Consider the following 22,824-nt stretch of genomic DNA (forward strand, 5'->3'; position numbering starts at 1 on the left):
CATGCTCAAGGGCATCAATCCACTGCTCAATGCCGACGTGCTTTACGCCTCGCGCGCGATGGGGCACGGGGATCGTCTTGTCGTCTGCGACACCAATTTCCCGGCTGACTCCATTGCGCGCCAGACCACATTCGGCGAGCTGCTCCGCATTGATAATGTCAGCACGGCGAAGGCGGTCGAAGCCATTCTCTCGGTGATGCCGCTCGACACCTTCGTGGACGATGCCGCGATACGGATGGAGATCGTCGGCCAGCCCCAGGAGGTGCCTCCGGTCCAGCGCGAGGTCCAGGCCGTGATCGACCGCGCCGAGGGGCGCTCCTGGCCGCTGGTCGGGGTCGAGCGCCATGCCTTCTATGAGCAAGCCAAGCGGGCCTATTGCGTGATCGCCACCGGTGAGCGGCGCTTCTACGGCTGTTTCCTGTTCTGCAAGGGCGTCATCGCCCCGGACGTCGAGTGACGATCATGAGCAAGAGTGGCGTCGCCGTTCTCGGCATCTTCGTCGTCGATCTGGCCTTCCGGGCCGGCAACATGCCTGCGATCGGCGAAACCATCGCAGGCTCGGGATTTGCCATGGGACCGGGCGGCAAGGGATCGAACCAGGCCGTCGCGGCCGCGCGGGCGGGCGCGGAGGTGACCTTCATCTCGCGGATCGGCAGCGATGCCTTCGGCGAGCTCGCGGTCAAGACGTGGGAAGCCGAGGGAATTCGGCCGCGCGTGGCCAGGACGTCGGACGCGCCGACGGGCGCCGCCTTCATTTATGTCCACGAGACGCGCGGCGACAATGCCATCATCGTGGTGAGCGGCGCGGCCGATGGTCTTGGCGCGGCGGATGTCGATGCGGCGGCGGATGCGATCCGCGGCAGCCGCGTGTTCGTGACCCAGCTCGAACAGCCGGTCGCCGCAGCGCAGCGCGGGCTCGAGATCGCGCGGGCTGCGGGCAGTATCACGGTGTTCAACCCGGCTCCCGCGACAGCGTTCGACGACCGCCTGTTTGCATTGTGTGATTACGTCGTTCCCAACGAGACCGAAGCCGAGGCGCTGACGGGGATCGCGGTGAGCGATCTTGCCGGCGCGCGCCGGGCGGCAGACGCGCTGCTGGCCAAGGGGGCCGGGACCGCGCTGATCACCCTGGGTGAGCGCGGCGCACTGTTCCACGGGCGAGATCATTCGTTGCATGTGCCGCCCTTTGCCGCCGGCAAGGTGGTCGAGACGGCCGGTGCGGGCGATGCATTCGTTGGCGGCTTTGCGGCCGCGCTGGCGGGCGGCGCCGATCCGCTGGAGGCGGCGCGCTTCGGCTCGGCGACGGCCGGGATTTCCGTGACGCGCGCCGGGACTGCGCCTGCCATGCCGCGGCGGCCGGAGATCGAGGCCTTGTTGAAGAAGTGATCGGCGCCATGCTGCGGAATGATCCCATCAAGCATGTCTTCATCTGGCCGGCGGTGCTCGTCGTGCTGGCGATTTCGATTTTTCCGCTGATCTACTCGTTGACCACGAGCTTCCTCAGCTATCGCCTGATTCCGCCGATCCCGCCGCGCGTGGTGTGGTTCGGCAATTACGCCTCGCTTCTGCAGGAGCCGCGTTTCTGGAATGCGATCCTGACGACGACGCTGATCGCCTTCATCGCTGTCGGGTTGCAGTATGTGATTGGTTTCGTCGTCGCGCTCGCGCTGAATGCGCGTGTGCCGGGCGAACGGCTGTTTCGCGTCGCCCTGCTGCTGCCGATGCTGCTGGCCCCTGTTGCCGTCGCACTGGTGGCCCGCATGATCTTCAATCCGACCATGGGACCGCTCAACCAGCTGCTGTCGATGTTCGGTCTGGCGAATCTGCCGTTCCTGACCAACGGACATTGGGCGCTGGCCTGCATCATCGCCGTCGAGATCTGGCAGTGGACGCCGTTCGTCATCCTGATGATGTTGGCCGGCCTGCAAACGCTTCCCGAAGACGTCTACGAGGCCGCCGAGCTCGAGAACGCCAGCGCCTGGCAGCAGTTCTGGGGCATCACGTTTCCGATGATGCTGCCGATCTCCGGCGCGGTCGTATTCGTCCGCCTGATCGAAAGCTACAAGATCATGGACACCGTGTTCGTGATGACGGGCGGTGGACCCGGCGTGGATACCGAGACGCTGACCTTGTTCGCCTATCAGGAGGGCTTCAAGAAGTTCAATCTCGGCTATACGTCTGCGCTCAGTTTCCTGTTCCTGATCGCCATCACAATCATCGGCGTCACCTATCTGGCCCTGTTGCGGCCGCATCTGGAGAAGCGGCGATGAGCCGGCGGGGCCTTACCGGACTGTCGAGCTGGAGCCGACGCCTTGTCGCGGTCGGCGTGCTCGCATGGTGTCTGATCACGACGTTTCCGCTCTATTGGGTGGTGGTGACCGCCTTCAAGACGCCGCCGGGCGTGGTCGGTGGCCCGACCTACATTCCCTTCGTCGATTTCACGCCGACTCTGCAGCCCTTCATCGATCTCTACCAGGGGATCCGCGGGGAATTCTTCCGGACGTTCCTGAACTCGACGATCGTCGGCCTGTCCGCGGCGGCGATCGCGACGGCGATCGGTGCGATGGCGGCCTACGCGCTGGTGCGTTTCGAGTTCAAGGTTCGCTTTGGCGCAGGGCTGATCTTCTTGCTGCTGGCACTGGGCGGCTACCTGCTGTTCAACAATACACTCGGATTCAACCGGCCGCAGGCGCTGCTGCTCGCGTTTCCGATCGCGCTGGTCGTTGCCATCATCGCCAACCGGCTGCCGCTGCCGGGGCCGATCCTCGGCAATGAGGACATCCTGTTCTGGTTTGTGAGCCAGCGCATGTTCCCGCCGATCGTCACGGCCTTTGCGTTGTATCTGCTCTACAGCGAAATCGGCCGGCTCGGCTTCCAACTCGTCGACAGCTATCTCGGCCTGACGCTGTGCTACGTCGCGTTCTCGCTGCCGATCGTCGTCTGGCTGATGCGGGACTTCTTCGAGGCGATCCCGATCGAGGTGGAGGAAGCCGCAATGGTCGACAATGTGCCGAGCTGGCGCATCTTTCTCGGCATCGTGGTGCCGATGTCGATGAACGGGCTGCTCGCGACCTTCATGATCACGCTCGCCTTTGTCTGGAACGAGTTCCTGTTCGCGCTGTTCCTGACCAATTCCAGATGGCAGACGCTGCCGATCCTGGTGGCGGGACAGAACAGTCAGCGCGGTGACGAATGGTGGGCGATCTCCGCCGCGGCGCTCGTCGCCATCGTGCCGATGATGATCATGGCGGGCCTGCTCAGCCGCATGATGCGGTCGGGCCTGCTGCTCGGGGCAATCAAATAGCAAAAATCATCTAGGGAGGACTGGACGATGTTACGACGGACGTTTCTGATGCTGACCACCTCGCTCGCGATGGCTTGCGCCGCGAGCCAGGCGCATGCGGCCTGTAGCCCGGATTACTCCGGCGTCACCCTGACGGTGGCGACGCAGACCGGACCGTATATCGCCTCCGCGCTCAAGCTTGGCGCGGACGAATGGACCAAGAAGACCTGCGGCAAGGTCAATGTCGTCGAGTTCCCATGGTCTGAGCTCTATCCGAAGATCGTCACGTCGCTGACCTCCTCGGATGCGACCTTCGATCTGGTCAGCTTCGCCCCGGCATGGCTGCCTGACTTCGTTCCCTATCTCAGCGAGATGCCCAAGGACATGCAGTCCGGCAAGGATTGGGACGATATCGAGCCGGCCTATCGCGAGCGCCTGATGGTGTGGGAAGGCAAGATCTATTCGCAATCGATGGACGGTGACGTTCACACCTATACATATCGTACCGACCTGTTCAGCGATCCCAAGGAGAAGGACGCTTTCAAGGCCAAATACGGTTACGACCTGGCACCGCCGAAGACCTGGAAGCAATATCTCGACATCGCGGAGTTCTTCCAGCGTCCGGACAAGGGACTTTGGGGCACCGCGGAAGCCTTCCGTCGCGGCGGCCAGCAGTTCTGGTTCTTCTTCAGCCACGCGGCTGCCTACACCAACAATCCGAACTATCCGGGCGCGATGTTCTTCGACCCCGAAACGATGGATGCGCAGATCAACAATCCCGGCTGGGTGAAGGGGCTGGAAGAGTATATCCGCGCGTCCAAGCTCGGCCCGCCCAACGCGCTGAACTTCTCGTTCGGCGAGGTCAACGCGGCGGTCGCCGGCGGCCAAGTCGCGGAGTCGATCGGCTGGGGCGACACCGGCGTGATCGCGGCTGACCCCAAGCAGTCCAAGATTTCAGGCAAGGTCGGCTCGGCGATCCTGCCCGGCTCCGACGAGATCTGGAACGCGAAGACGAAAAAGTGGGACAAGTTCCCGGCGGTCCTGCCGACCCCCTTCATGGCGTTCGGAGGCTGGCAGATCGGCGTCCCCCAGGCGGGCAAGAATCAGAAGGCGGCATGGGATTTCGTGAAGACGCTGACGAGTCCCGAAGTCTCCGGCCAGGCTGCGATTACCGGCGGCACCGGTGTCAATCCTTACCGCAAGTCGCACACCGCGAATCTGGAGTTGTGGAACAAGATCTTCTCGCCAGCGGAAGCCAAGGAATATCTCGGCGCGCAGGCCGAATCCATCAACGGCAAGAACGTCGCGCTCGATATGCGTCTGCCCGGCTATTTCTCCTACACTGAGGTCGTGGAGATCGAGCTTGGCAAGGCGCTCGCCGGCCAGACCACGCCGCAGGCCGCGCTGGACGCGGTCGCGAAGGAATGGAATCGGCTGACCGACGAGTTCGGTCGCGCGAAGCAACTCGCCGCCTATCGTGCGGCGATGGGACTTCCGCCCAAGAAGTAGTGTTCGCTGAGGCCTGCCCGGATGATGCGTGAGCCTCATCCGGGCTGGTTGGCCGTCGACAGAGAGGACGGAAAAAGGATTCCATGGCGCGCGTCGAGATCGAGAACGTCAGCAAGGCATACGGGCCCTACAAGATCATCGAGGGGCTCGATCTGAACGTGGCCGACGAGGAGTTCGTCGTGCTTGTCGGCCCGTCGGGCTGCGGCAAGACCACGACTTTGCGTATGATCGCGGGGCTGGAGACGGTCACCGGCGGAACCATTCGCATCGGTGAGCGCGATGTGACGCAGCTGCGTCCCGGCTTGCGCAATTGCGCGATGGTTTTCCAGAACTACGCGCTCTATCCGCATATGACGGTCGGAGAGAACATCGGCTATGGCATGAAGGTGCGCGGCGAGCCACGCGCCAGCATCGCGAAAGCCGTCCAGGAGGTGGCGCGGGTGCTCGAGCTCGAGCAATATCTCGACCGTCGGCCCAAGCAGCTCTCCGGCGGGCAGCGCCAGCGCGTGGCGATCGGCCGCGCCATCGTGCGCAGTCCGGACGTGTTTCTGTTCGACGAGCCATTGTCGAACCTCGACGCCAAGCTCCGCATCGAGATGCGGACCGAGATCAAGTCGTTGCACCGCCGTCTCGCCAAGACGATCGTCTACGTCACGCACGATCAGGTCGAAGCCATGACCATGGCCGATCGCGTCGTGGTCATGAATCGCGGCCGGATCGAGCAAGCAGCCGATCCGATCACGATCTACGAGAAGCCCAGCAATCTCTTCGTGGCGGGCTTCATGGGCGCGCCCAGCATGAATTTCATTCACGGCGAAATCCTCGCCCGCGATGGCGCGCTGGTGTTCACCGAGCCGTCCGGAACGGCGTTGACACTGCCGAAATCCCGCGAGGCCGCCTATGCAGGCAGCGTCGGCAAGCCGGTCGTGCTCGGCGTGCGGCCCGACCACGTGCTGCGGCAGGACGCCCCGGCGGGCGCTTGCATCCGCCTCCTGGTGAAGGACGTGGAGCCGCTCGGGCCGCATACGCTGGTGATCGGCACCGTCGGCGCGTTTCCGTTCACGGCGCAGATGCCGGTGGGCGTGGCTGCGGCGCCCGATCAATTCATCGACGTCGCTCTCGACCTGGAGCGAACGCACCTCTTCGACAAGGCGACGGGGATGGCCATTCCCTGAACGGCGGCACCGGCGCGGCGGTCCACATCGCCATCGCTCGCGAAGAACGCCGTAAGGGGTTCTGCTGACGTGCCCCCGCCAAATTAGGCCAGTTTGAACTGGAATTTTCCACTTATGATCCCACCCGGGACAGAGGAGAGTTCCATGAAGGCATCGAAGTTTTCGGAGGCTCAGATCGCATTTGTTCTGAAGCAGGCTGAGGACGGTACGGCGGTTGCGGAGGTTTGCCGCAAGGCCGGGATCAGCCAGGCGACGTATTTCAATTGGAAGAAGAAGTATGCCGGTCTGATGCCATCGGAGATGAAGCGGCTGCGCCAACTCGAGGAGGAGAACGCCAAGCTCAAGCGGATCGTTGCGGACTTGTCGCTCGACAAGGCCATGCTGCAGGATGTGCTCTCAAAAAAGCTCTGAAGCCTGGCCGCAAGCGGGAGCTTGTCGACAAGGTGCGGAGCGACTGGAAGGTCTCGATCAGGCGGGCCTGTTCGACGCTTCGGATCGATCGCGCACTGTACGTCTACAAGTCGAAGCGCGGCGACCAGGCCGCCCTTAAAAATCGGATCAAGGACGTCTGCCAGACGCGGGTGAGATACGGATATCGCCGGGTCCATGTCCTGCTGCAACGTGACGGTTGGGCCGTCAACGTTAAGCGCGTCTATCGTCTCTACAGGGAATTAGGCCTGCAATTGCGCAATAAAACGCCGAGACGTCGCGTCAAGGCCAAGCTGCGCGAGGATCGTACCGACGCATCTCAGATCAATGAGACTTGGGCGATGGATTTCGTTCACGATCAGCTCGCTACCGGCCGCAAGATCCGGGTTCTTACGATCGTCGATACCTTCAGTCGCTTCTCACCAGCCGTCGATCCGCGCTTCAGCTATCGAGGCGAGGATGTCGTGCTGACTTTGGAACGCGTCTGCAAGGCCGTCGGCTACCCCAAGACTATTCGCGTCGATCAGGGGTCGGAGTTCATCTCCCGCGATCTCGACATCTGGGCTTACCAGAAGAATGTCATTCTCGACTTCTCCAGGCCAGGCAAGCCGACCGACAACAGCTTCATCGAATCCTTCAATGGCAAGTTCCGAAACGAGTGCCTGAACACGCACTGGTTCCTGAGCCTTGACGATGCCCGGCAGAAAATGGAGGATTGGCGTAGAGACTACAATGAGGTCCGGCCACATAGCGCGATCGGCAACAAGGCGCCGATTTCGCTGTTGAATGGCTCATCGGCGCCCCCGCCGGCATGAGCCTAACCCCGGAAAATTCCAGCCTCAGTTGGCCTAGTTTCGGGGAGCACTTCAATCCAACCGCCCGAACGAACTCAGACCTGGATAAAACTTGGGGGCAAGGTCATTACGAAGCCCGATATCGCGAGCAGCCGCTGGCGGGTTTTATCGAACAATGGCCGATTGCACTGGTCGCCCGTCACACGCTATGCCTTTATCACTCGACCAGACATCGGACTGACGGGGTATGGGGCGGCGTAAGAGAGGATCAAACGCGGGAACTGGCTTGCTGATCGTGCTGGGCGCGCTTTTTGCGGTCCTGACGGCGGTCTACCAGTTCGTCATGGAACATCTGGCCGCGGTTGGGACGATTTGCGTCCTTCTCGCGCTCGTTTTCTTTCTCGTCAGGTTCGGAAAGCGCAAGGAGTCTACGGTCCCTGTCGTAAGCCCGGTCGAAAGCATGGCGAGGATTGGCTCCATGCAGAAGGTCAGGTCTGGACAATCCAACGCAGGAGCCTCCCGCGACCGACCGAGCTCGGCCAGGTGTGGGTTCGATCGGGGGAATTCGTAACGGTTCAAGGCGCGGACATATCCTCAGGGCTCTTCTACCTCGGACGCGCTCTCTCCTTCGAAAACCGTGAAATAGACGGCTACGCTGTGAACCCGCAGCTTAGCGCGAAATCGCCCAGGCCGGACGTTGCCGGGAATTCGATGCCTTACTGGCCGTCCTACGCCGACGTGTCTCCTGCCGCGAGGCGCGCGTTCCTCGATTGGATGTCCACAGGGCGGCGGTCGACCTCGTACGGCATCGGGCATGTCTTTCTGTTCTTCTACGGATTGGAGCACCGGCTGTTCGTTGAGCGCGATCTTGCTAGCGCTCCGGAAATTATTGCCGAAGTCGAAAGACTTGTGGCGGCGCGAAAGGACAGCGACTCCTTCCAAGGGTACGCGAAACGTTTCCTCGACGCAGCGAGATGCGCGGCCGGCATTCCGCTTCCCGTTCCCGCATTGTCGCCTGAACGTACGCATTCGTCCGAGATGGACCTCGGCGTGCGTATCCACTTGGGACGTCGCCTGTCGCTGTCGCGGGTTCTGTTGTCGGAGGACGCCCTTGTCTGGGTCTTGGCGCTGCAGGACGTCTACCTACGTACGGCCGCGGTCCGTTGCTTCGACGAATTCGTCGCCTTGTGGCACCTCCGGTTTCGGGCGAGGTTCCCTGAAGGGTTCGTTGTCGAGACGACGGGCAACATTGAGATCCGATATCAAGCGGCAAGCAGCGCTTTCAACGCCCAGATCGAGGGACCGCACGAAGACTATCCGGACGTCGTAAAGACGGCGATATCACCGGAGCCGTTGAGGCAGCTGCTGCAGGATTGTACCGACGAACTCGATAGTTTCAGCCGATTGCTGGGAAAGAGGCCGGAAGCGAGAAATTCGGTGCAGGCCGCGCTCATGCTTCCTGCCGATCTCTTGTTGGAGATCGGGTTCGAGGCATTGCACCAATTCAAGGCGCGTCTGTCGGAGATCATGGGCGGCCACGGCAGCGCGAGCAGCAAGATGCGGACGGTTCTACGGGCGGCGAATTTCGAGATGCGGGACAAGGTGGCGCCTGGTCTCGCCGACCAATTGAGTCAGGTGCTAGATCTTGTCGACATCGCCATCGAGCCTGATCGCCGGTTTGGCAGCGCCGTTCCGCAATTGGACGATCAGGTTTTCCTATTCAGTGCTCCAGGCGGCGGTCACGTCGATTTCGAGCGTCCGGCCTACCGCACGATGAAGGCTCAAGTCGAAGTCGCCGTACTCGCGGCGGCAGCGGATGGTCAAACATCCGGAGACGAGATGTCCCGTGTGATCGCCGGGATCAGAGACGGAAACAACCTCGGCGCGATCGAGCGTGCCCGCCTTATCGCTTTCGCCGTCACGACCTTCAACAGTCCGCCGAAGCTGTCGAGAGTAATGAAGCGGCTGGCGGAACGGAGCGATGCCGAACGCGAGGCGATCGCCGACGCCGCGCTTGCCGTCGTGGGTGGTAGCGGCAACGTCGATGCGGACGACGTCAAGTTTCTCGAACGGCTGCACAAGTCTTTGGGGTTGCCTAAGGAGCGTGTCTATTCCGAACTGCACCGGGCGGTACCAAGAAGCGACGAACCTGTCGCTGTCTCGGACGAAAGGCGCGAGGTGGGCATTCCGATTCCCAAGGAAGCTCCCGCTCCGCCGAATGATGCTGCTGGCATAAAGATCGATGCTGTGCGTCTCGCCCGGACGCAACGCGAAACGGCGGCCGTTTCCGAATTGCTGGCGAACATCTTTGAGGAAGAACCGGCACCTTCCGAAGTCGAGACGCCCATCGCTTCCACCGCGAACGGCGCGTCCCTTGAAGGCCTGGACCGCCAGCACACCGAACTGCTTGAGCAAATCGAGCTCAAGGGTTCCATTTCCAAAGCCGAATTTGAAGAGCGCGCACGCGCCATGAAGCTCCTTCCCGAAGGCGCTCTTGAATGCATCAACGACTGGTCTTTCGACCACTTCGACGAGCCGTTGCTGGAGGAGGGCGATGAGATCGTCATGGCGCCCCAGCTACGGTCGCGGTTGGCCGAATTGAGAGAGACGACGACATGAGCAAAGCGCCGAAGGCAATCAAGCCGAAGGAACGGGATACGATTATTCAGGCGCTCAGCGCAGGCGTGGTTCCGCGAGTGGGCCTTCCGCACATCCAGGTCGGCAGAGCCGCGGAGATCGGTGCTCTCCTTCGCGACGTCGACCGTATCGCCGACGGTGGGGCCGCCGTCAGGTTCGTGATCGGCGACTACGGCGCCGGAAAGACCTTCTTCGCGAACCTGATCCGATTGATCGCGCTGGAGCGGAAGTGCGTCACCGTCCATGCCGATCTAGCGCCCGACCGCCGCATCCATGCCGGAGGGGGCCAGGCCAGAGCACTGTATTCCGAAGCGGTCCGCAACATGGCTACGCGGACCAAGCCGGAAGGCGGCGCGTTGGCGGCGGTTGTGGAGCGGTTGGTGACGGACGCCGTGAAGGAGGCGAGTGAGCGGCAGATCGCGGTCGAGAAGGTCATCGACGAGAGGCTGGCGTCGATACAGGAATTCGTCGGCGGCTACGATTTCGCGACCGTCCTAAAGGCCTATTGGCGCGGCAGCGAAACGTCGAACGAAGAACTCAAGACCGCTGCCTTGCGCTGGCTGCGTGGGGAGTTCTCTACAAAGACGGAGGCGAACAAGTCGCTCGGAGTCCGTACGATCATCGATGACGACAGCGTGTACGACTCTCTGAAATCGCTCGCATGTCTGACCAAGGTGGCCGGCTATGCCGGGCTGTTCGTCATGTTCGACGAGATGGTGAACATCTACAAGCTGCAGAGTGCCCAAGCGCGGAAGCTAAATTTCGAGCAGATACTGCGCATCGTCAACGACGCCCTGCAGGGGAATACGTCCAACATCGGATTCATGATGTGCGGAACGCCATCGTTCCTGATGGACACCCGGCGAGGGTTGTTCAGCTACGAAGCGCTGCAGTCGCGCCTCGCCGAGAACCAATTCGCGACGGGAGGTCTCGTGGACCTCTCGGGACCGGTCATCAACCTCCAGAGCCTGACGCCGGAGGACCTCCTCGTCCTGCTGTCGAATATCAGGAACGTCTTTGCAGGAGGCGATCCCTCCAACAATCTGGTGCCGGACGAGGCTCTGAAGGCGTTCATGAACCATTGCGATCGACGGATTGGTGAAGCGTACTTCCGGACGCCCCGGACGACGGTGAAGGCGTTCGTCCAATTGCTCTCGGTTCTGGAGCAGAATCCCGGCGCCAAATGGCAGGATCTGCTGGGTCAAGTTCAGATCTCCGCCGATCTGCACGGCCAGGAGGAGATGGTGCCCGAGGGCGGACCGCAACCGGGAGATGGAGATGAGCTCACCAGTTTCCGCATCGGGACTTGAATCCGCTTATCACCGGCTCCACCCGAAGATCCGCCGCTGGATCCGCGACCAAGGCTGGGACGAACTCCGCGAAATCCAGGCCCGTACGATCGTCGAGGTGCTCGACGGCGACAGCGACATCCTGATTGCGGCGACAACCGCCGCCGGAAAGACCGAGGCGGCGTTTCTGCCGATCTTGACTTCGATAGCTGACCGGAAGGCGTCCGGCTTCTCGGTTCTGTACGTAAGTCCGCTCAAGGCACTCATCAACGATCAGTTCAGGCGTCTCGAAGAGCTCTGCGAAAGCATGGAGATCCCCGTAGTCAAGTGGCACGGCGATGCGCCGCAGGCGGACAAGAAGAAAGCGATAAGTAGGCCGGACGGCATCGCGCTCATCACGCCGGAGTCCATCGAGGCAATGTTCGTCCGCCGTCCTGCTGACGCCAAGCGGCTGCTGTCGGCTGCGGAATTTATTGTGATCGACGAACTCCACTCCTTCCTCCAGGGACCGAGAGGACTGCATGTAGCGAGCCTGCTCCGCCGCATCGACGCAATGGCGGCCCGCCCGGCGCGGAGGGTGGGTCTCTCTGCGACGATCGGCGATCTAGGGCAAGCGCGCGCCTGGCTACGGCCCAGAGATCCGGATCGTGTGGCTGAACTTCTGGCGAAGTCCGATGCGCCGGAACTGAGGCTCCAGGTCAGGGGATACGTCGAGCCACCTGATCTCGACGATCCCGATCACGCCGAGGGAGGGACGGAGAACGAGGACGGCCTGCCGCATCGGATCGCGCTCGATTGGATCTCGGATCATCTGTTCGAGACGCTGCGAGGTGAAAACAATCTCGTCTTCGGAGGATCGCGGCGGACTGTGGAATCGACGGCCGACCGGCTGCGCCGACGCTCTGAAAAGCTGAACGTGCCGAACGAATTTTATCCTCACCACGGTAGCCTTTCGAAGGTATTGCGGGAGGAGTTGGAGGACCGCCTCAAGGACGGGAAGTGGCCCACGACAGCGGTCTGCACGTCGACACTCGAGTTGGGCGTCGACATCGGCTCGGTCAAGTCGGTCGCTCAGATAGGAGCGCCGCGTTCGCTGGCGTCGCTTAGGCAAAGACTCGGTCGGACCGGCAGACGCCGCGGTACACCGTCGGTCCTACGCATCTACCTGAGAGAACCGAACATCGATCGGAAGTCCGGGATACTGGACCGCCTTCGATCGAACACGATCAGGTCCGTCGCGGTCGTCAGACTTCTTCTTCAGGGGTTCGTGGAGGAAGCCGGCACGTCTCCAGAGATCGCGTCGACGCTGATCCACCAGATACTCTCGGTCATCGTTGAGCGCGGCGGCATCAGACCCAAGCCGCTGTACGACCTTCTGTGTGGACCTGGTCCTTTTGCGTCCATCTCGACCAACGACTTCATGAACCTGCTGCGCCATCTTGGATCACGCGACGTGCGCTTCGTCGAGCAGGCCGAGGACGGTACGCTCATGCTCGGGCAGGAGGGCGAAAAGACGGCGCAGTCGCGCAGCTTCTTCGCGGTCTTCGAGTCTGGCGAAGAGTGGCGGCTGACGGTCGGCGGGCGGACTCTCGGAACGCTGCCGATCACCCATCCCGTCCATAAGGACGGCCTGGTTGTCTTCGCCGGGAGACGATGGATCGTGCAGGACCTTGACGAGCAGACGATGACCCTGGTCGTCGCGCCGCATCCGGGCGGCGTCGTCCCGCGCTTCGAACCAGCTAACGGCGAACCCGCGCACGACAGGCTGGTGGCGGAGATGCGATCGGTCTATCTCGCGAGCGATGTCCCGCCCTATCTCGACGAGAAGGCTCGGAAGCTTCTGTCCGAAGGGCGCGAGATGTTCAGAAATCTGGATTTACAGCACCGCTGGCTGATGCCCGAAGATCGGGACATGCACGTCTTTCTCTGGCGGGGTTCTCAGGCGACAGCAGTGTTCAGCGCGGCTCTGGCCATGGCCGGCCTCAAATCCGGGGTACACGAACTGGGCGTGTCGGTTTCCAAGGTCAAGCAGGAAGAACTCCAGCCCATCTTGCAAAAGCTCGTACAGATGCACGAGTTCGATCCGGCGGTCGTTTCGGCGTTCGTCGCTAACGTCAAGACCGGAAAGTTCAGAGAGCAGGTGCCGGAAGGGTTGGCGCGCTCGCTGTGGGCCAAGCAGAACCGCGGCCGAATAGCCGATATATCAGCGATGGCCGCCGGCGCGTAGCTATTTTCAAGGCGATCGCGATCGGTGAGGAGGCGGAATGCACAGAGCGGATGGGAAGCTGTTTCTCAGCGCCGGCGATTTGGTCGGGCATCTGAATTGCGGCTATCTGACCGCGCTCGACGTCAAGGTCGTGAACGGCGAGCTCGCCATGCCGAAGATCTGGGACCCGGTGCTTGAGACGTTGGCGGAGCGCGGTGCGTTGCACGAGCGCGACTACGTCCGTCACCTGACCTCGAACGGTGCGGTCGCCACCCTGATCGAGGGCGTGGGCGTTGACGCGATCTCGGTTGCCGCCACCCGCGAAGCTCTCGGCAGGGGTGACGCCACTATCGTGCAGGCGGCGCTGCAGGACGGTGTATGGAGCGGGCGGGCCGACGTCCTTCTTCGCGTGGAGAAGCCCAGCCGGCTGGGGGCATGGTCGTACCAGGTGACTGACACGAAGCTGTCCCGGGAAACGAAGGGCAACACGGTCCTGCAGATATCGCTGTACTCCGATCTTCTTTCCAAGATGCAGGGTTGCGAATCGGAGTCGGCTTTGGTCATCACACCGGGAAACGATTTCTCGCCCGAAGAGCATCGCGTCGCCGACTACGCCGCCTACTACCGCCATGTGAGGGCCAGCCTCGAGCGTGCCGTCTCCGGCGGAGACGCTGTCGCCGCCTATCCCGAACCGATCGAGCATTGTGAAATCTGCCGTTGGCGCCGTCAGTGCGACGACAGGAGGAGGGCCGACGACCACATGTCGCTGGTCGCAGGCATCAGCAAATCCCAAATCGGCGAATTGGAAAGGCGAGGGGTCAACACCACCACGGAGCTCGCGGCGGTGCCTCTGCCGCTTCCCTGGAGACCTGATCGCGGTGCCGCCAAGAGCTTCGAGAAGATACGCGAACAGGCGAGAATCCAAATCGAAGGGATCAGAGCCGGTAAGATCCTGTACGAAACGCTCGCTCCGGTGCCGGGGTTCGGGTTGGCGCGTCTTCCCGAGCCTTCGCCCGGCGACATCTTCTTCGACTTCGAAGGAGATCCGTTCGTGGGCGACGGGGGTCTCGAATTTCTGTTTGGATACGTCTTCATCGATGCGGACGGGGCGGAGCGATATGTCGGAGACTGGGCTTCCAACAGGCAGGAAGAGCGGGCGGCGTTCGAACGTTTCGTCGACTTCGTGACGCTGCGTCTAAAGGAATACCCGGGCCTTCATATCTTTCACTTCGCCCCTTACGAACCGGCGGCGATGAAGCGTCTGATGGGACGCTACGCGACGCGCGAAAATGAAGTCGACAATCTTCTTCGAGGGGAGATCTTCGTCGATCTCTTCTCGGTCGTACGCCATGCCATCAGGGCGAGCGTGGAAAGCTATTCGATAAAGAAGCTTGAGCCGCTCTACGGCTTTGTCCGGAGCGTGCCGTTGGCCGACGTTGGAGCCGCGATGGCCCGGACGCAGGCGCGGCTGGAACTCGCCGACCCATCGGGCGTTCCCGAAGCCGACAAGATCGCGGTCGAAGGATACAATTGCGACGACTGTGTCTCGACCAAAGCTCTGCGGAACTGGCTGGAGACGGTTCGAACGGCTCTGGTCGCGGCCGGCGCGACAGTCGAGCGGCCGGCGGGGCCGACCGCCGAGATCAGCGCCGAGCTCGACGAGTGGCAGAAGAAGGTCGCTGCACTCGTGGCACGGCTCACCCTCGGTGTGTCGGACGACGTCTTGCAACGCAGCCCCGAACAACAAGCTCGCTGGCTTCTCGCCTTCATGCTCGACTGGCACGGTCGGGAGAAGAAAGCCGTCTGGTGGGAATACTTCCGGCTTCGCGACCTGTCCGCCGAGGACCTGCTTCACGAGCGCGATGGCCTGTCGGACATGACCTTCCTGAACCAAGTGGGCGGCACCGCCAAGGCACCCATCCACCGGTACGCGTTCGTGCTTCAGGACACGGACATCCGGGAAGGTGATGAACTCAGGAGCGTCGGAGGCGACAAGTTCGGGCGCGCGGTGGGGATTTCACTCGACGAACGAACGATCGACATCAAGAAGCGTGGAGATACGGCGACGTATCATCCCGCGGCCATCTTCGCCCATAGCTACGTCGACACCCAGGTGCTCGCCGATTCCCTGATGCGGCTCGGCGAGTATGTGGCGGACCACGGGATGGAGGGCGACGGCGATCACAAGGCGGCGCGGGATCTACTCATAGGTGCCGCGCCTCGGCTGCGCGGACAAGCGTTTCAGGTCGAGGGCGAGGAGACGCTCGCCGCGGCCATTCGAGCCGCGCTCAATCTCGACCAAAGCGTCCTGCCGGTGCAGGGACCGCCGGGAGCTGGCAAGACATACACGGGCGCTCGCATGATCTGCGCGTTGGCGAAGAACGGAAAGTCCGTAGGCGTAACCGCGAACAGCCACAAGGTGATCCGTAACCTTCTGGACGAGGTGCTCGTGGCGGCGCGCAAGGAAGGTATCGAGTTCGGATGCATCCAGAAGGTATCCGAAAGGGAGGACGACCGGCCGCCACTCCGGTTCACGTCCGACAACGCGGACTTTCTTGACGCTCTGCGCTCCGACTGCAACGTCGGGGGCGCGACGGCCTGGTTCTGGGCAAGGACCGATGCCGCGGGAAGTGTCGACGTTCTTTTCATCGACGAGGCCGCGCAGATGTCGCTCGCAAACGTCCTAGCCGTGTCCCAGGCCGCTAAGAGTATCGTTCTCCTCGGAGATCCCCGGCAGCTCGAGCAGCCGATCCAAGGCAGTCATCCCGACGGCGTCGATGTATCTTCCCTCGATCACATTCTTGGTGTTCATGCGACGGTCCCGCCCGACCGCGGACTATTCCTGCCGGAGACGTGGCGTCTGCATCCGTCGATATGCTCGTTTAATTCGGAAATGTTCTACGAGAGCCGTCTTTATCCGCGCCCCGGACTGGACAACCAGTCGATCCGGTCCGGCGGGCGCCTCCAAGGATCGGGTCTCAAATATTTGCCCGTCGAGCACGAAGGTAACCAGAGCTCGTCGCCGGAAGAGGCCGACTGCGTTCGTGACCTGGTCGGGGAGATATTGCAAAGTGGGACGACCTGGACGAACCGCGAAGGCGCGGAGGCGCCAGTCGGTTTGGACGACATACTGATCATAGCGCCCTACAATGCTCAGGTGTTCGAACTGCAGGAGCGCCTTCCGGGCGCACGGATAGGGACGGTCGACAAATTTCAGGGTCGCGAGGCTCCGATCGTGATCTACTCGATGACAACTTCGAGTCATACCGATGCGCCCCGGGGTATGGAATTTCTGTATAGCGCAAACCGATTGAACGTCGCGACCTCGCGCGCGAAATGCATCTGCGTGATCGTCGCCTCGCCGCGGCTCTTCGAAGCGGAGTGCCGGACGCCGAGACAGATGCAGCTGGCGAACGCATTCTGTCGATATCTCGAGTTATCTACGCGCCTGGACTGACCCCTTTGGGAGAAGCGAAAATTCTTTTTGAATTCGGTCAACAGGCTAATGGATCACGATCTCCTTGGCACACGCGTTCCCATCGTTCTTGTCGATGCCGCGACGAAGACGGAGTCATCAGCACTTTTTGTGCGTCTTTGCTTCCTATATACAGTCACTTTACAAATCCAGTCTCTCGCCCGCGATTAAAATACGAAGCGGACCGAAGGTGTCTAGCTGGCCGTACATACTGGGCGGGCTGGCGAGAAGGGAAGCAACGGCCAAGACCGCTCGAAAAGCTCCGTCTGCACAAACCCCTTCGTCAGCTCTATATCCTTTCCGGGAACCTATGCGCGAAGCCGGGATGCAATACCGTTTTGGTGAACGCCAACGGAACTTTGATCGGCGAGGCCTGTCACATCAAAGCTGAAAGCCCTGGCGGAGCGCGTTTTGATAAGAGTCTCAGCGAAGACCAGCGACGTGCTTTCGATAACCCAATCTTCTTGTGCAACGTTTGTCACAAGCTTGTCGATACTGATCCCAAGAAATTCACCCTGGCGGTTCTCACGAAGTGGAAACGTGACCGCGAAGAACGATTTGCTGCGGCTGGAGATACGCTGCGGCAGCGTTATCTGCAGGAAATAAAGGATGAGGCCAATGAGGGAGGCATTACCGTCCCGAAATAACTTCAGGCCTACATCAGGTGCCTCGATGATCGGAAGTGCAGCCATACCATCAATGGTCGCACCGTTGGGTATGTGACAGCATACGTCGAACGACTCCGCCATGTTAGTCTTCCGGATAGAAATCTGATGAGAGCGATCGTGGAGAAGTGCTTACAACTCGGCGGAAGACGAACGACTGATGCCGGAGGGGTGTGCGTGCATCCCGACGCTCTTAAGACGATCATGATCAAAGATGCTCGCCCCTCAGATTATCGGATAAGAAGGCTATCGATGACGCTGGATCGAAATGGCTTGGGATACCTCGACGTATACGAGGAACCTCAATTGATCATTTCCGCGTCGGGTGAAAATTTGGATTGGCCGTTTTTGCCTGAGTTTCTGAAGAAGCGTGGCAAGAACCTGAGAGACCTGGTCTGCGACGTGAAATATGACCTGCTTGATTGATACGTTCATTTGGGCCCGCTACTCGCGTAGCCGGCGTTTGCGATTTATCCTTTTGTATGGCTGGCGCCTAAGAGACGGACTTACATCGTCCTCGAGGTGTTCTAATCGGTGGGCAGGTGAAGCCGGCCTCTTGGAAGGTGAAGCGAGGCCGCACGATCGATCGGATCGAACTCGGCGCCTTCCATTGCTTTCTGGTTGCATCGGGGGATTTCCAGTTATCAACCATCGGTTGGGGCGTCAAAAAATATCACTTCGTTGAATGGTCGGAAGGTCGTATGAGGTCTGAAGGATGTTCGGACGGAGAGAAGTATCATGGCCCAGAGTAGGGCAGGGAAGACGACTTCCTTTCTCAAGGGGTACAAACCTGCGCCAGACGATTTGGTGGGCGGCGACCCGTCGCGCGGGCGGCCGTCTCTCTTCAGAGCTCGCAATCCGGAGGGGTTACCGGTTCTGGTCAAAGCCTGGAGTCGCGAAGGCGTCGCCTCCGACGAGGACATGAAGGACATTTGGCGGAGCGAAATTCGGCAACTACAAAGACTTGCCGCAGTGCCGAAGGCGGATGACCTGTTTGTTCCCATGATCACGGCGGGGGCGGATAGGGATGGCTTCTACATTGTGCTTGATCCCGGCCGCGGCGACCCCCTTGAGACGTTCCGGAGCACGACGGCAAAGCCACCCGTCCTGTCGGCGCCGCGGTTGCCGAGAAATCGTCGGTTGTTGTGGGAGAATTTTCTCCGTGTTGCTCGGGCGCTCGAACTGCTACATTCGCAGGGCATTATCCACCGGAATCTGGACCCGTGGTCGATCGTCGGATCGTTCGGCGATGAACCGGACTTTCGATTGACTGGCTTCGAATGGTCCATGCGGTTGGCGACGGTTGAAGACGTCCCCCGCGCAGGTGCAGGAGGGGCGGAAGCGCAGGCGGCGTCTTTCGGCCAAGATTGGCGCAATCTCGGCCTGATGATCGCGGAACTTCTCGACGTTTCGCCAGGCAGGGTCATCGATCTGCGTCTGTTGCTGTCAGAGGTCGCCGACCACCTTTCGGTCACCGAAGTGAGAATTTTGCGCAAACTGACCGGGACGATCCCGGTCGAACGTCTCGATGGAGAGCAGATCTGCCGGGAAATCTCCGACGTGATCGAAACCATTCAAGCTCAGGCCGCCGGCGGAGAACTCAAGCTCGCAGCGGCTTTCAGGCTCGATGCGCGCTCTCAGTTGACGCGGGACATTCGCCTCGCAACCAGCAACGAAATCGAGGCGAACGATGTCGATGGTCTGGTCGCCTTCGTCAAGGATGATCTTGCCGGCGAGCCCTACCTAACGCTGGTCAAAGACAATGCGGGCGGGGCCAAGGTCGCCTTGCTCGGCAACCAGATGACATACTGGCTATCGCCCTATCGGGCGCCCGAAACCACGGACGTTCCGACCTTCGAGTTCGCAGTTTGCGAGAAGGCGGAGCTTGCCAGGCCGCACGCGATCATGGGATCCGAAGTGCTACTTCCCGAGATGCTCGACATTTTGCCAACGGGCAAGGCTCAGGAGCAGAGCTTTTCCCGCCGCAGAGGTCGCGTGGCTCACTGGCAGCCGCACATCGATGCGCTCAAGCCCGCCGAGCACCGCAAGACGGATCTGGATCGCAAATACGAAGCCTTTGCGTTGCTCACTGCACTTGAGATGGCTTACGCGGTCGCCGATATCTTTCCGGTCTCGGTGAAGCCCGGCCGTCCGTCCGAAGGAGGAAATCACGGCGTGATCGCCACATCGCGACACGATGAGGAGCGGGAGGCGCTGTCGAAGGTGCTCCTGTTCCGTAGTTCTCCAGCGGTTCGTTTGTCCGAGTTACTGGACAAGGGAGAGGCGACGGATAAGAGCAACGACGGTTGGTCCCTGGCCCAAATCGGATCGCTGGGCGAACGAGACGTCGAAAACCACTGGCGATACGTCGGTGTCGATTCGGCGAACCAAAGGGAAAGCTTCAAGTTCGAAGGCTCCTTCGCGACCAGAATCAGCGACGAGGCGTTCTTGATTCCGGGTGAGATGCGCGGAAAGCTCACACAGCTGCGCCGGCGTCTCAAGGCGCTCCGGACGTTGCGCGAGCATTCGGAGCTGCTGCGGATGCTGACCGACCCCCGCGGACGGATCGAAGACAGCCACGATCCCGTCAAGCAGGATAGCGACTTCAAGAGCCTGGACAAATCGAAGCAAGAGGCGCTGACGAGCATTCTCTCGACGATTCCCTTCTTTCTGCTGCAGGGGCCTCCGGGCGTCGGCAAGACGTATGCTGTCTCGGAAATCGTACGACGCCGCTTCATAGACGAACCGACTTCGCGACTTCTGCTTTCGGCGCAGAGCAACGCCGCTATCGATCACTTGATGCAGGAAGTGATGGCGATGCTGCCGAGTGGCGTCGAGCCGGTGGCCGTCCGGGCCAGGCCGGCGGACGACGATGCGAGCGATACGGATCTGGAGATCGATCGCCAAGCCGACATCTGGCTGGAAGCCCTGGCCGACAGCGATCTGGTCGAGGAGGCGGATCCGAGCGTTCGCGACAAGATCAGAGATCTGGCCGAAGTCCGCAAAGCAAAGGGATCCGACAAGTCGAAGGCCGCGCGGGCGATGATAGCGGAGGCGCGCGCGTTCGAGGCGATGATCCTGCGTTCGGCGAACCTCGTGTTCGCGACAACCAATTCCGCCGCGGTCGAGCAATTGATCGAGGAGTCCAGCCTGTTCGATTGGACGATCATCGAAGAAGCGGGAAAGGCGACAGGCAGCGAATTGCTTTCGCCTCTTCTGCTCTCCCATCGGCGCCTGATGATCGGCGATCACCAGCAGTTGGCGCCCTATGGCGCTGACAACATGATCAAGCTTCTGTCGAGCGCCGAATCCGTCAAGAAGGCGCTGCGGGCGGCGATGCCGTACGTAGCCAGGTACCAGAAGGAGCCGGGTATCGAGGAAATCCTCAATGTCATAGAATTAGACGAAGCGGATTTTGGCCGGCTCTGCGCCGATACGCTCGCCGTCTTGACGCTGTTCGAAACTCTGGTTCGAGGTGAGATCGGCGCGAGATCGGATCAAGGTCGGGTACGGCGTCCGATCTTCCATAAGCTCGATGAGCAGCATCGTATGCATCCGGCGATCGCCAAGATCGTCTCGGACTGCTTCTACGAAGGCACGATCAAGACGAACGAGAAGGTCGAGAAGAAGTACCGCAACGGCAGTCCACCGTTCAGGTTTTCAGACGAGCGCCTTCCGGAGAGACCGATTATATTCGTCGACATGCCATACAGTCGCGAAACGATCGGCTATCGCGGCGGCGATCGTGCCCCGCCGTGGGTGAATCCGGACGAGGTGACTGCCGCGCTGCAGGTACTTCGGCTGCTGCGAACGACCGATCGCTCACGGCCTTCGCTCGCCGTGCTCTCGCCCTACAACGAGCAGGTCAAAAAGTTGCGGCAGACCATCCGGTCGGAGATGGCGACCTCGCTGAAGCATCTGTTGCAGTTCGAACCGGCGTTGGGCGAAGACGGCTACTGCGGGACGGTGGATTCCTTCCAAGGCGACCAGGCCGACGCTGTTCTGATATCGCTCGTGAGGAACAACGAGAAGGCGACCATCAAGAGCGCCCTCGGATTTCTTGAGGACAGCCGTCGGATGAACGTGCTGCTCAGTCGCGCGAAGTGGCGCATGATCGTCATCGGAAGTCTGAGCTTCTATCGCCACGTGATGAAATACTCGGAAAAAGTGCCTACTGCGGACATTGGATTTCTGAAGAAATTTCTGGCCTGTTTGGAGACGGCAGAACGTGACGGCGATGCGACCATCGTCCCTTGGAACACGTTGCGGAAGAAGTCATGAGCCTGATCGAAGTAGCCATTCCGATGCGACGGGGTCGGCGCCGCTTCCACGTCGAGAAGGGGCGGCGGTGGAGCGTGATCGAGCATCTGATGCTTGAGGCCGTTTCGAAGGCGCCCGCCACGACGGCGGACCTCTCGAAGCGCTCTAGGTTGCATCGTCGGATCGTCGTCGAGGCGTTCATCCGCCTGATGAGGGCGGGGTGGGTTGAGATCATCGACAATCCGAGCGCGACGATATTTCGGGCCACTGTCGCCGGAAAGGAGCAGATAAAGTTTGGCGAGCTGCGCGGACTGACGACGATTCGGCCCAGAACTATGAGCTTCGCCTACGATCGCGTGACCGGGCAGGCGTTTCGAGGTAGCGAATTTTCGATTAGGGCTCGCAATCGCGTTTCGAAGTCGTCGGATGCCGATGCCTTGGTCTTCCTGAGTCCGGACCCACGCAAGGATGCCGAGGATCTGAGCCAGATCTACAGTGCGCTGGAGGGCGATAACGAGGTCATCATCGGTTCCGATTCGTCTCCGCATCTGCCGATCGAGGGATATGCGGTCGTCAGGGTGATGGGTGGTGTGATCGACGATATATCCACTCGGGCCGAGCAACCGCTGCGCGCTGCGATACTGAAGGCAGCGTCGGCTGCCACGACGCCTGCTGCGAAGACTAGTGCCGGCACGGAGGTGACGGTCACCGATCCGACCGATTGGACCGAACCCGTGGTCGATGCGGTGTTCGATCAGAGCGACCTGATACTTGGTGACGAGGAGCACAAGAAGGCATTCCTGGATGCCTTGTCTCGCGCGCGGGAACACGTCGTTATCCATTCGACGTTCATATCGGACCGGCAGGACGATTTCATGAAGCCAATATTGGCCGCAGCGGCGCGCAACGTGCGGGTCGATATTCTGTGGGGGCAGTCGGACGATCTCTCCGACAATTCATCGTCCCGTACTGCGTCTGTAGCGCGACGATCAGGATGAGAACTGGGCGTCAATCTGGATGAGAAGATTGGGGCCGGGATCCTGGGATCATTGTCGCGGACGTCCGGCTTGGCAAGTGCTGATTGACGCTGGGCGACAATCAG

Annotated in this window: 15 protein-coding genes; 14 read left to right on the forward strand and 1 reads right to left on the reverse strand. The window is 61.1% G+C overall.

From position 1 onward, the window contains the following. The first annotated feature begins 1 nt into the window (after window position 1). From ACVIJ6_RS11780 to ACVIJ6_RS11830, 11 genes are all read left to right on the forward strand, one after another. Entirely contained in the window at window positions 2–457 is a 456-nt protein-coding gene (locus ACVIJ6_RS11780; protein ID WP_456772854.1) for an RbsD/FucU family protein, read from the forward strand. Between the two features lie 5 nt (window positions 458–462). Next, complete coding sequence (gene rbsK / locus ACVIJ6_RS11785; RefSeq protein ID WP_456772855.1) at window positions 463–1,386, forward strand: ribokinase; 924 nt, start codon at window positions 463–465, stop codon at window positions 1,384–1,386. A gap of 8 nt (window positions 1,387–1,394) precedes the next feature. Further along, a complete protein-coding gene (locus ACVIJ6_RS11790; protein WP_456772856.1) occupies window positions 1,395–2,270 on the forward strand; it encodes a carbohydrate ABC transporter permease in 876 nt (291 codons plus the stop codon). After that, the gene (locus ACVIJ6_RS11795) at window positions 2,267–3,304 is read left to right on the forward strand and encodes a carbohydrate ABC transporter permease (protein ID WP_456772857.1); all 1,038 of its coding nucleotides are present in this window, start codon (window positions 2,267–2,269) and stop codon (window positions 3,302–3,304) included. Before ACVIJ6_RS11790 ends, ACVIJ6_RS11795 begins: the two co-directional genes overlap by 4 nt. Window positions 3,305–3,352: 48 nt before the next feature. After that, entirely contained in the window at window positions 3,353–4,792 is a 1,440-nt protein-coding gene (locus ACVIJ6_RS11800; RefSeq protein WP_456776967.1) for an extracellular solute-binding protein, read from the forward strand. A gap of 83 nt (window positions 4,793–4,875) precedes the next feature. Beyond that, window positions 4,876–5,967 carry an ABC transporter ATP-binding protein gene (locus tag ACVIJ6_RS11805; protein ID WP_456772858.1) on the forward strand — a complete coding sequence of 364 codons (1,092 nt, stop codon included), beginning with the start codon at window positions 4,876–4,878 and terminating at the stop codon, window positions 5,965–5,967. 144 nt (window positions 5,968–6,111) lie between these two features. Next, window positions 6,112–7,211, forward strand: a protein-coding gene (locus tag ACVIJ6_RS11810; RefSeq protein ID WP_456771799.1) for an IS3 family transposase whose coding sequence is annotated in 2 segments (ribosomal slippage) — window positions 6,112–6,364 and window positions 6,364–7,211 — 1,101 coding nt in all. Because the reading frame shifts where the segments join, the coding sequence is not laid out codon by codon here. A gap of 522 nt (window positions 7,212–7,733) precedes the next feature. Beyond that, a complete protein-coding gene (locus ACVIJ6_RS11815; protein ID WP_456772859.1) occupies window positions 7,734–9,809 on the forward strand; it encodes a tellurite resistance TerB family protein in 2,076 nt (691 codons plus the stop codon). Beyond that, window positions 9,806–11,137 (forward strand): ATP-binding protein, encoded by a 1,332-nt coding sequence (locus ACVIJ6_RS11820; RefSeq protein WP_456772860.1) that lies wholly within the window; start codon window positions 9,806–9,808, stop codon window positions 11,135–11,137. Before ACVIJ6_RS11815 ends, ACVIJ6_RS11820 begins: the two co-directional genes overlap by 4 nt. Continuing rightward, on the forward strand, window positions 11,106–13,343 hold the full coding sequence (locus tag ACVIJ6_RS11825; protein ID WP_456772861.1) for a DEAD/DEAH box helicase: 2,238 nt from the start codon (window positions 11,106–11,108) through the stop codon (window positions 13,341–13,343). The genes ACVIJ6_RS11820 and ACVIJ6_RS11825 overlap by 32 nt, the downstream gene beginning before the upstream one ends. Before the next feature lie 37 nt (window positions 13,344–13,380). After that, entirely contained in the window at window positions 13,381–16,779 is a 3,399-nt protein-coding gene (locus ACVIJ6_RS11830; protein WP_456772862.1) for a TM0106 family RecB-like putative nuclease, read from the forward strand. A 326-nt stretch (window positions 16,780–17,105) separates the two neighbouring features. Here the strand turns inward: ACVIJ6_RS11830 and ACVIJ6_RS11835 are convergent, their stop codons facing one another. After that, window positions 17,106–17,546 (reverse strand): hypothetical protein, encoded by a 441-nt coding sequence (locus ACVIJ6_RS11835; protein WP_456772863.1) that lies wholly within the window; start codon window positions 17,544–17,546, stop codon window positions 17,106–17,108. 24 nt (window positions 17,547–17,570) lie between these two features. On the opposite strand from ACVIJ6_RS11835, the gene ACVIJ6_RS11840 reads away from it, so the two are divergent. The 3 genes from ACVIJ6_RS11840 (at window position 17,571) to ACVIJ6_RS11850 (ending at window position 22,720) form a co-directional block, all read left to right on the forward strand. Next, window positions 17,571–17,888, forward strand: coding sequence for a hypothetical protein (locus ACVIJ6_RS11840; protein ID WP_456772864.1), 318 nt, complete (start codon window positions 17,571–17,573; stop codon window positions 17,886–17,888). A gap of 312 nt (window positions 17,889–18,200) precedes the next feature. Continuing rightward, window positions 18,201–21,743, forward strand: a complete 3,543-nt coding sequence (locus ACVIJ6_RS11845; protein WP_456772865.1) for an AAA domain-containing protein — start codon at window positions 18,201–18,203, stop codon at window positions 21,741–21,743. After that, entirely contained in the window at window positions 21,740–22,720 is a 981-nt protein-coding gene (locus tag ACVIJ6_RS11850) for a hypothetical protein (protein ID WP_456772866.1), read from the forward strand. The genes ACVIJ6_RS11845 and ACVIJ6_RS11850 overlap by 4 nt, the downstream gene beginning before the upstream one ends. Window positions 22,721–22,824 lie beyond the last annotated feature (104 nt).

The organism is Bradyrhizobium sp. USDA 4369, from assembly GCF_054056435.1.

Bases quoted from the DNA above. Each gene is read 5' to 3' on its own strand.
- rbsK (WP_456772855.1), top strand. From the start codon at position 463: ATGAGCAAGAGTGGCGTCGCCGTTCTCGGCATCTTCGTCGTCGATCTG.
- ACVIJ6_RS11780 (WP_456772854.1), top strand. From the start codon at position 2: ATGCTCAAGGGCATCAATCCACTGCTCAATGCCGACGTGCTTTACGCC.
- ACVIJ6_RS11805 (WP_456772858.1), top strand. From the start codon at position 4,876: ATGGCGCGCGTCGAGATCGAGAACGTCAGCAAGGCATACGGGCCCTAC.
- ACVIJ6_RS11830 (WP_456772862.1), top strand. From the start codon at position 13,381: ATGCACAGAGCGGATGGGAAGCTGTTTCTCAGCGCCGGCGATTTGGTC.
- ACVIJ6_RS11790 (WP_456772856.1), top strand. From the start codon at position 1,395: ATGCTGCGGAATGATCCCATCAAGCATGTCTTCATCTGGCCGGCGGTG.
- ACVIJ6_RS11850 (WP_456772866.1), top strand. From the start codon at position 21,740: ATGAGCCTGATCGAAGTAGCCATTCCGATGCGACGGGGTCGGCGCCGC.
- ACVIJ6_RS11820 (WP_456772860.1), top strand. From the start codon at position 9,806: ATGAGCAAAGCGCCGAAGGCAATCAAGCCGAAGGAACGGGATACGATT.
- ACVIJ6_RS11800 (WP_456776967.1), top strand. From the start codon at position 3,353: ATGCTGACCACCTCGCTCGCGATGGCTTGCGCCGCGAGCCAGGCGCAT.
- ACVIJ6_RS11835 (WP_456772863.1), bottom strand. From the start codon at position 17,546: ATGGCGGAGTCGTTCGACGTATGCTGTCACATACCCAACGGTGCGACC.
- ACVIJ6_RS11840 (WP_456772864.1), top strand. From the start codon at position 17,571: ATGAGAGCGATCGTGGAGAAGTGCTTACAACTCGGCGGAAGACGAACG.
- ACVIJ6_RS11845 (WP_456772865.1), top strand. From the start codon at position 18,201: ATGGCCCAGAGTAGGGCAGGGAAGACGACTTCCTTTCTCAAGGGGTAC.
- ACVIJ6_RS11825 (WP_456772861.1), top strand. From the start codon at position 11,106: ATGAGCTCACCAGTTTCCGCATCGGGACTTGAATCCGCTTATCACCGG.
- ACVIJ6_RS11795 (WP_456772857.1), top strand. From the start codon at position 2,267: ATGAGCCGGCGGGGCCTTACCGGACTGTCGAGCTGGAGCCGACGCCTT.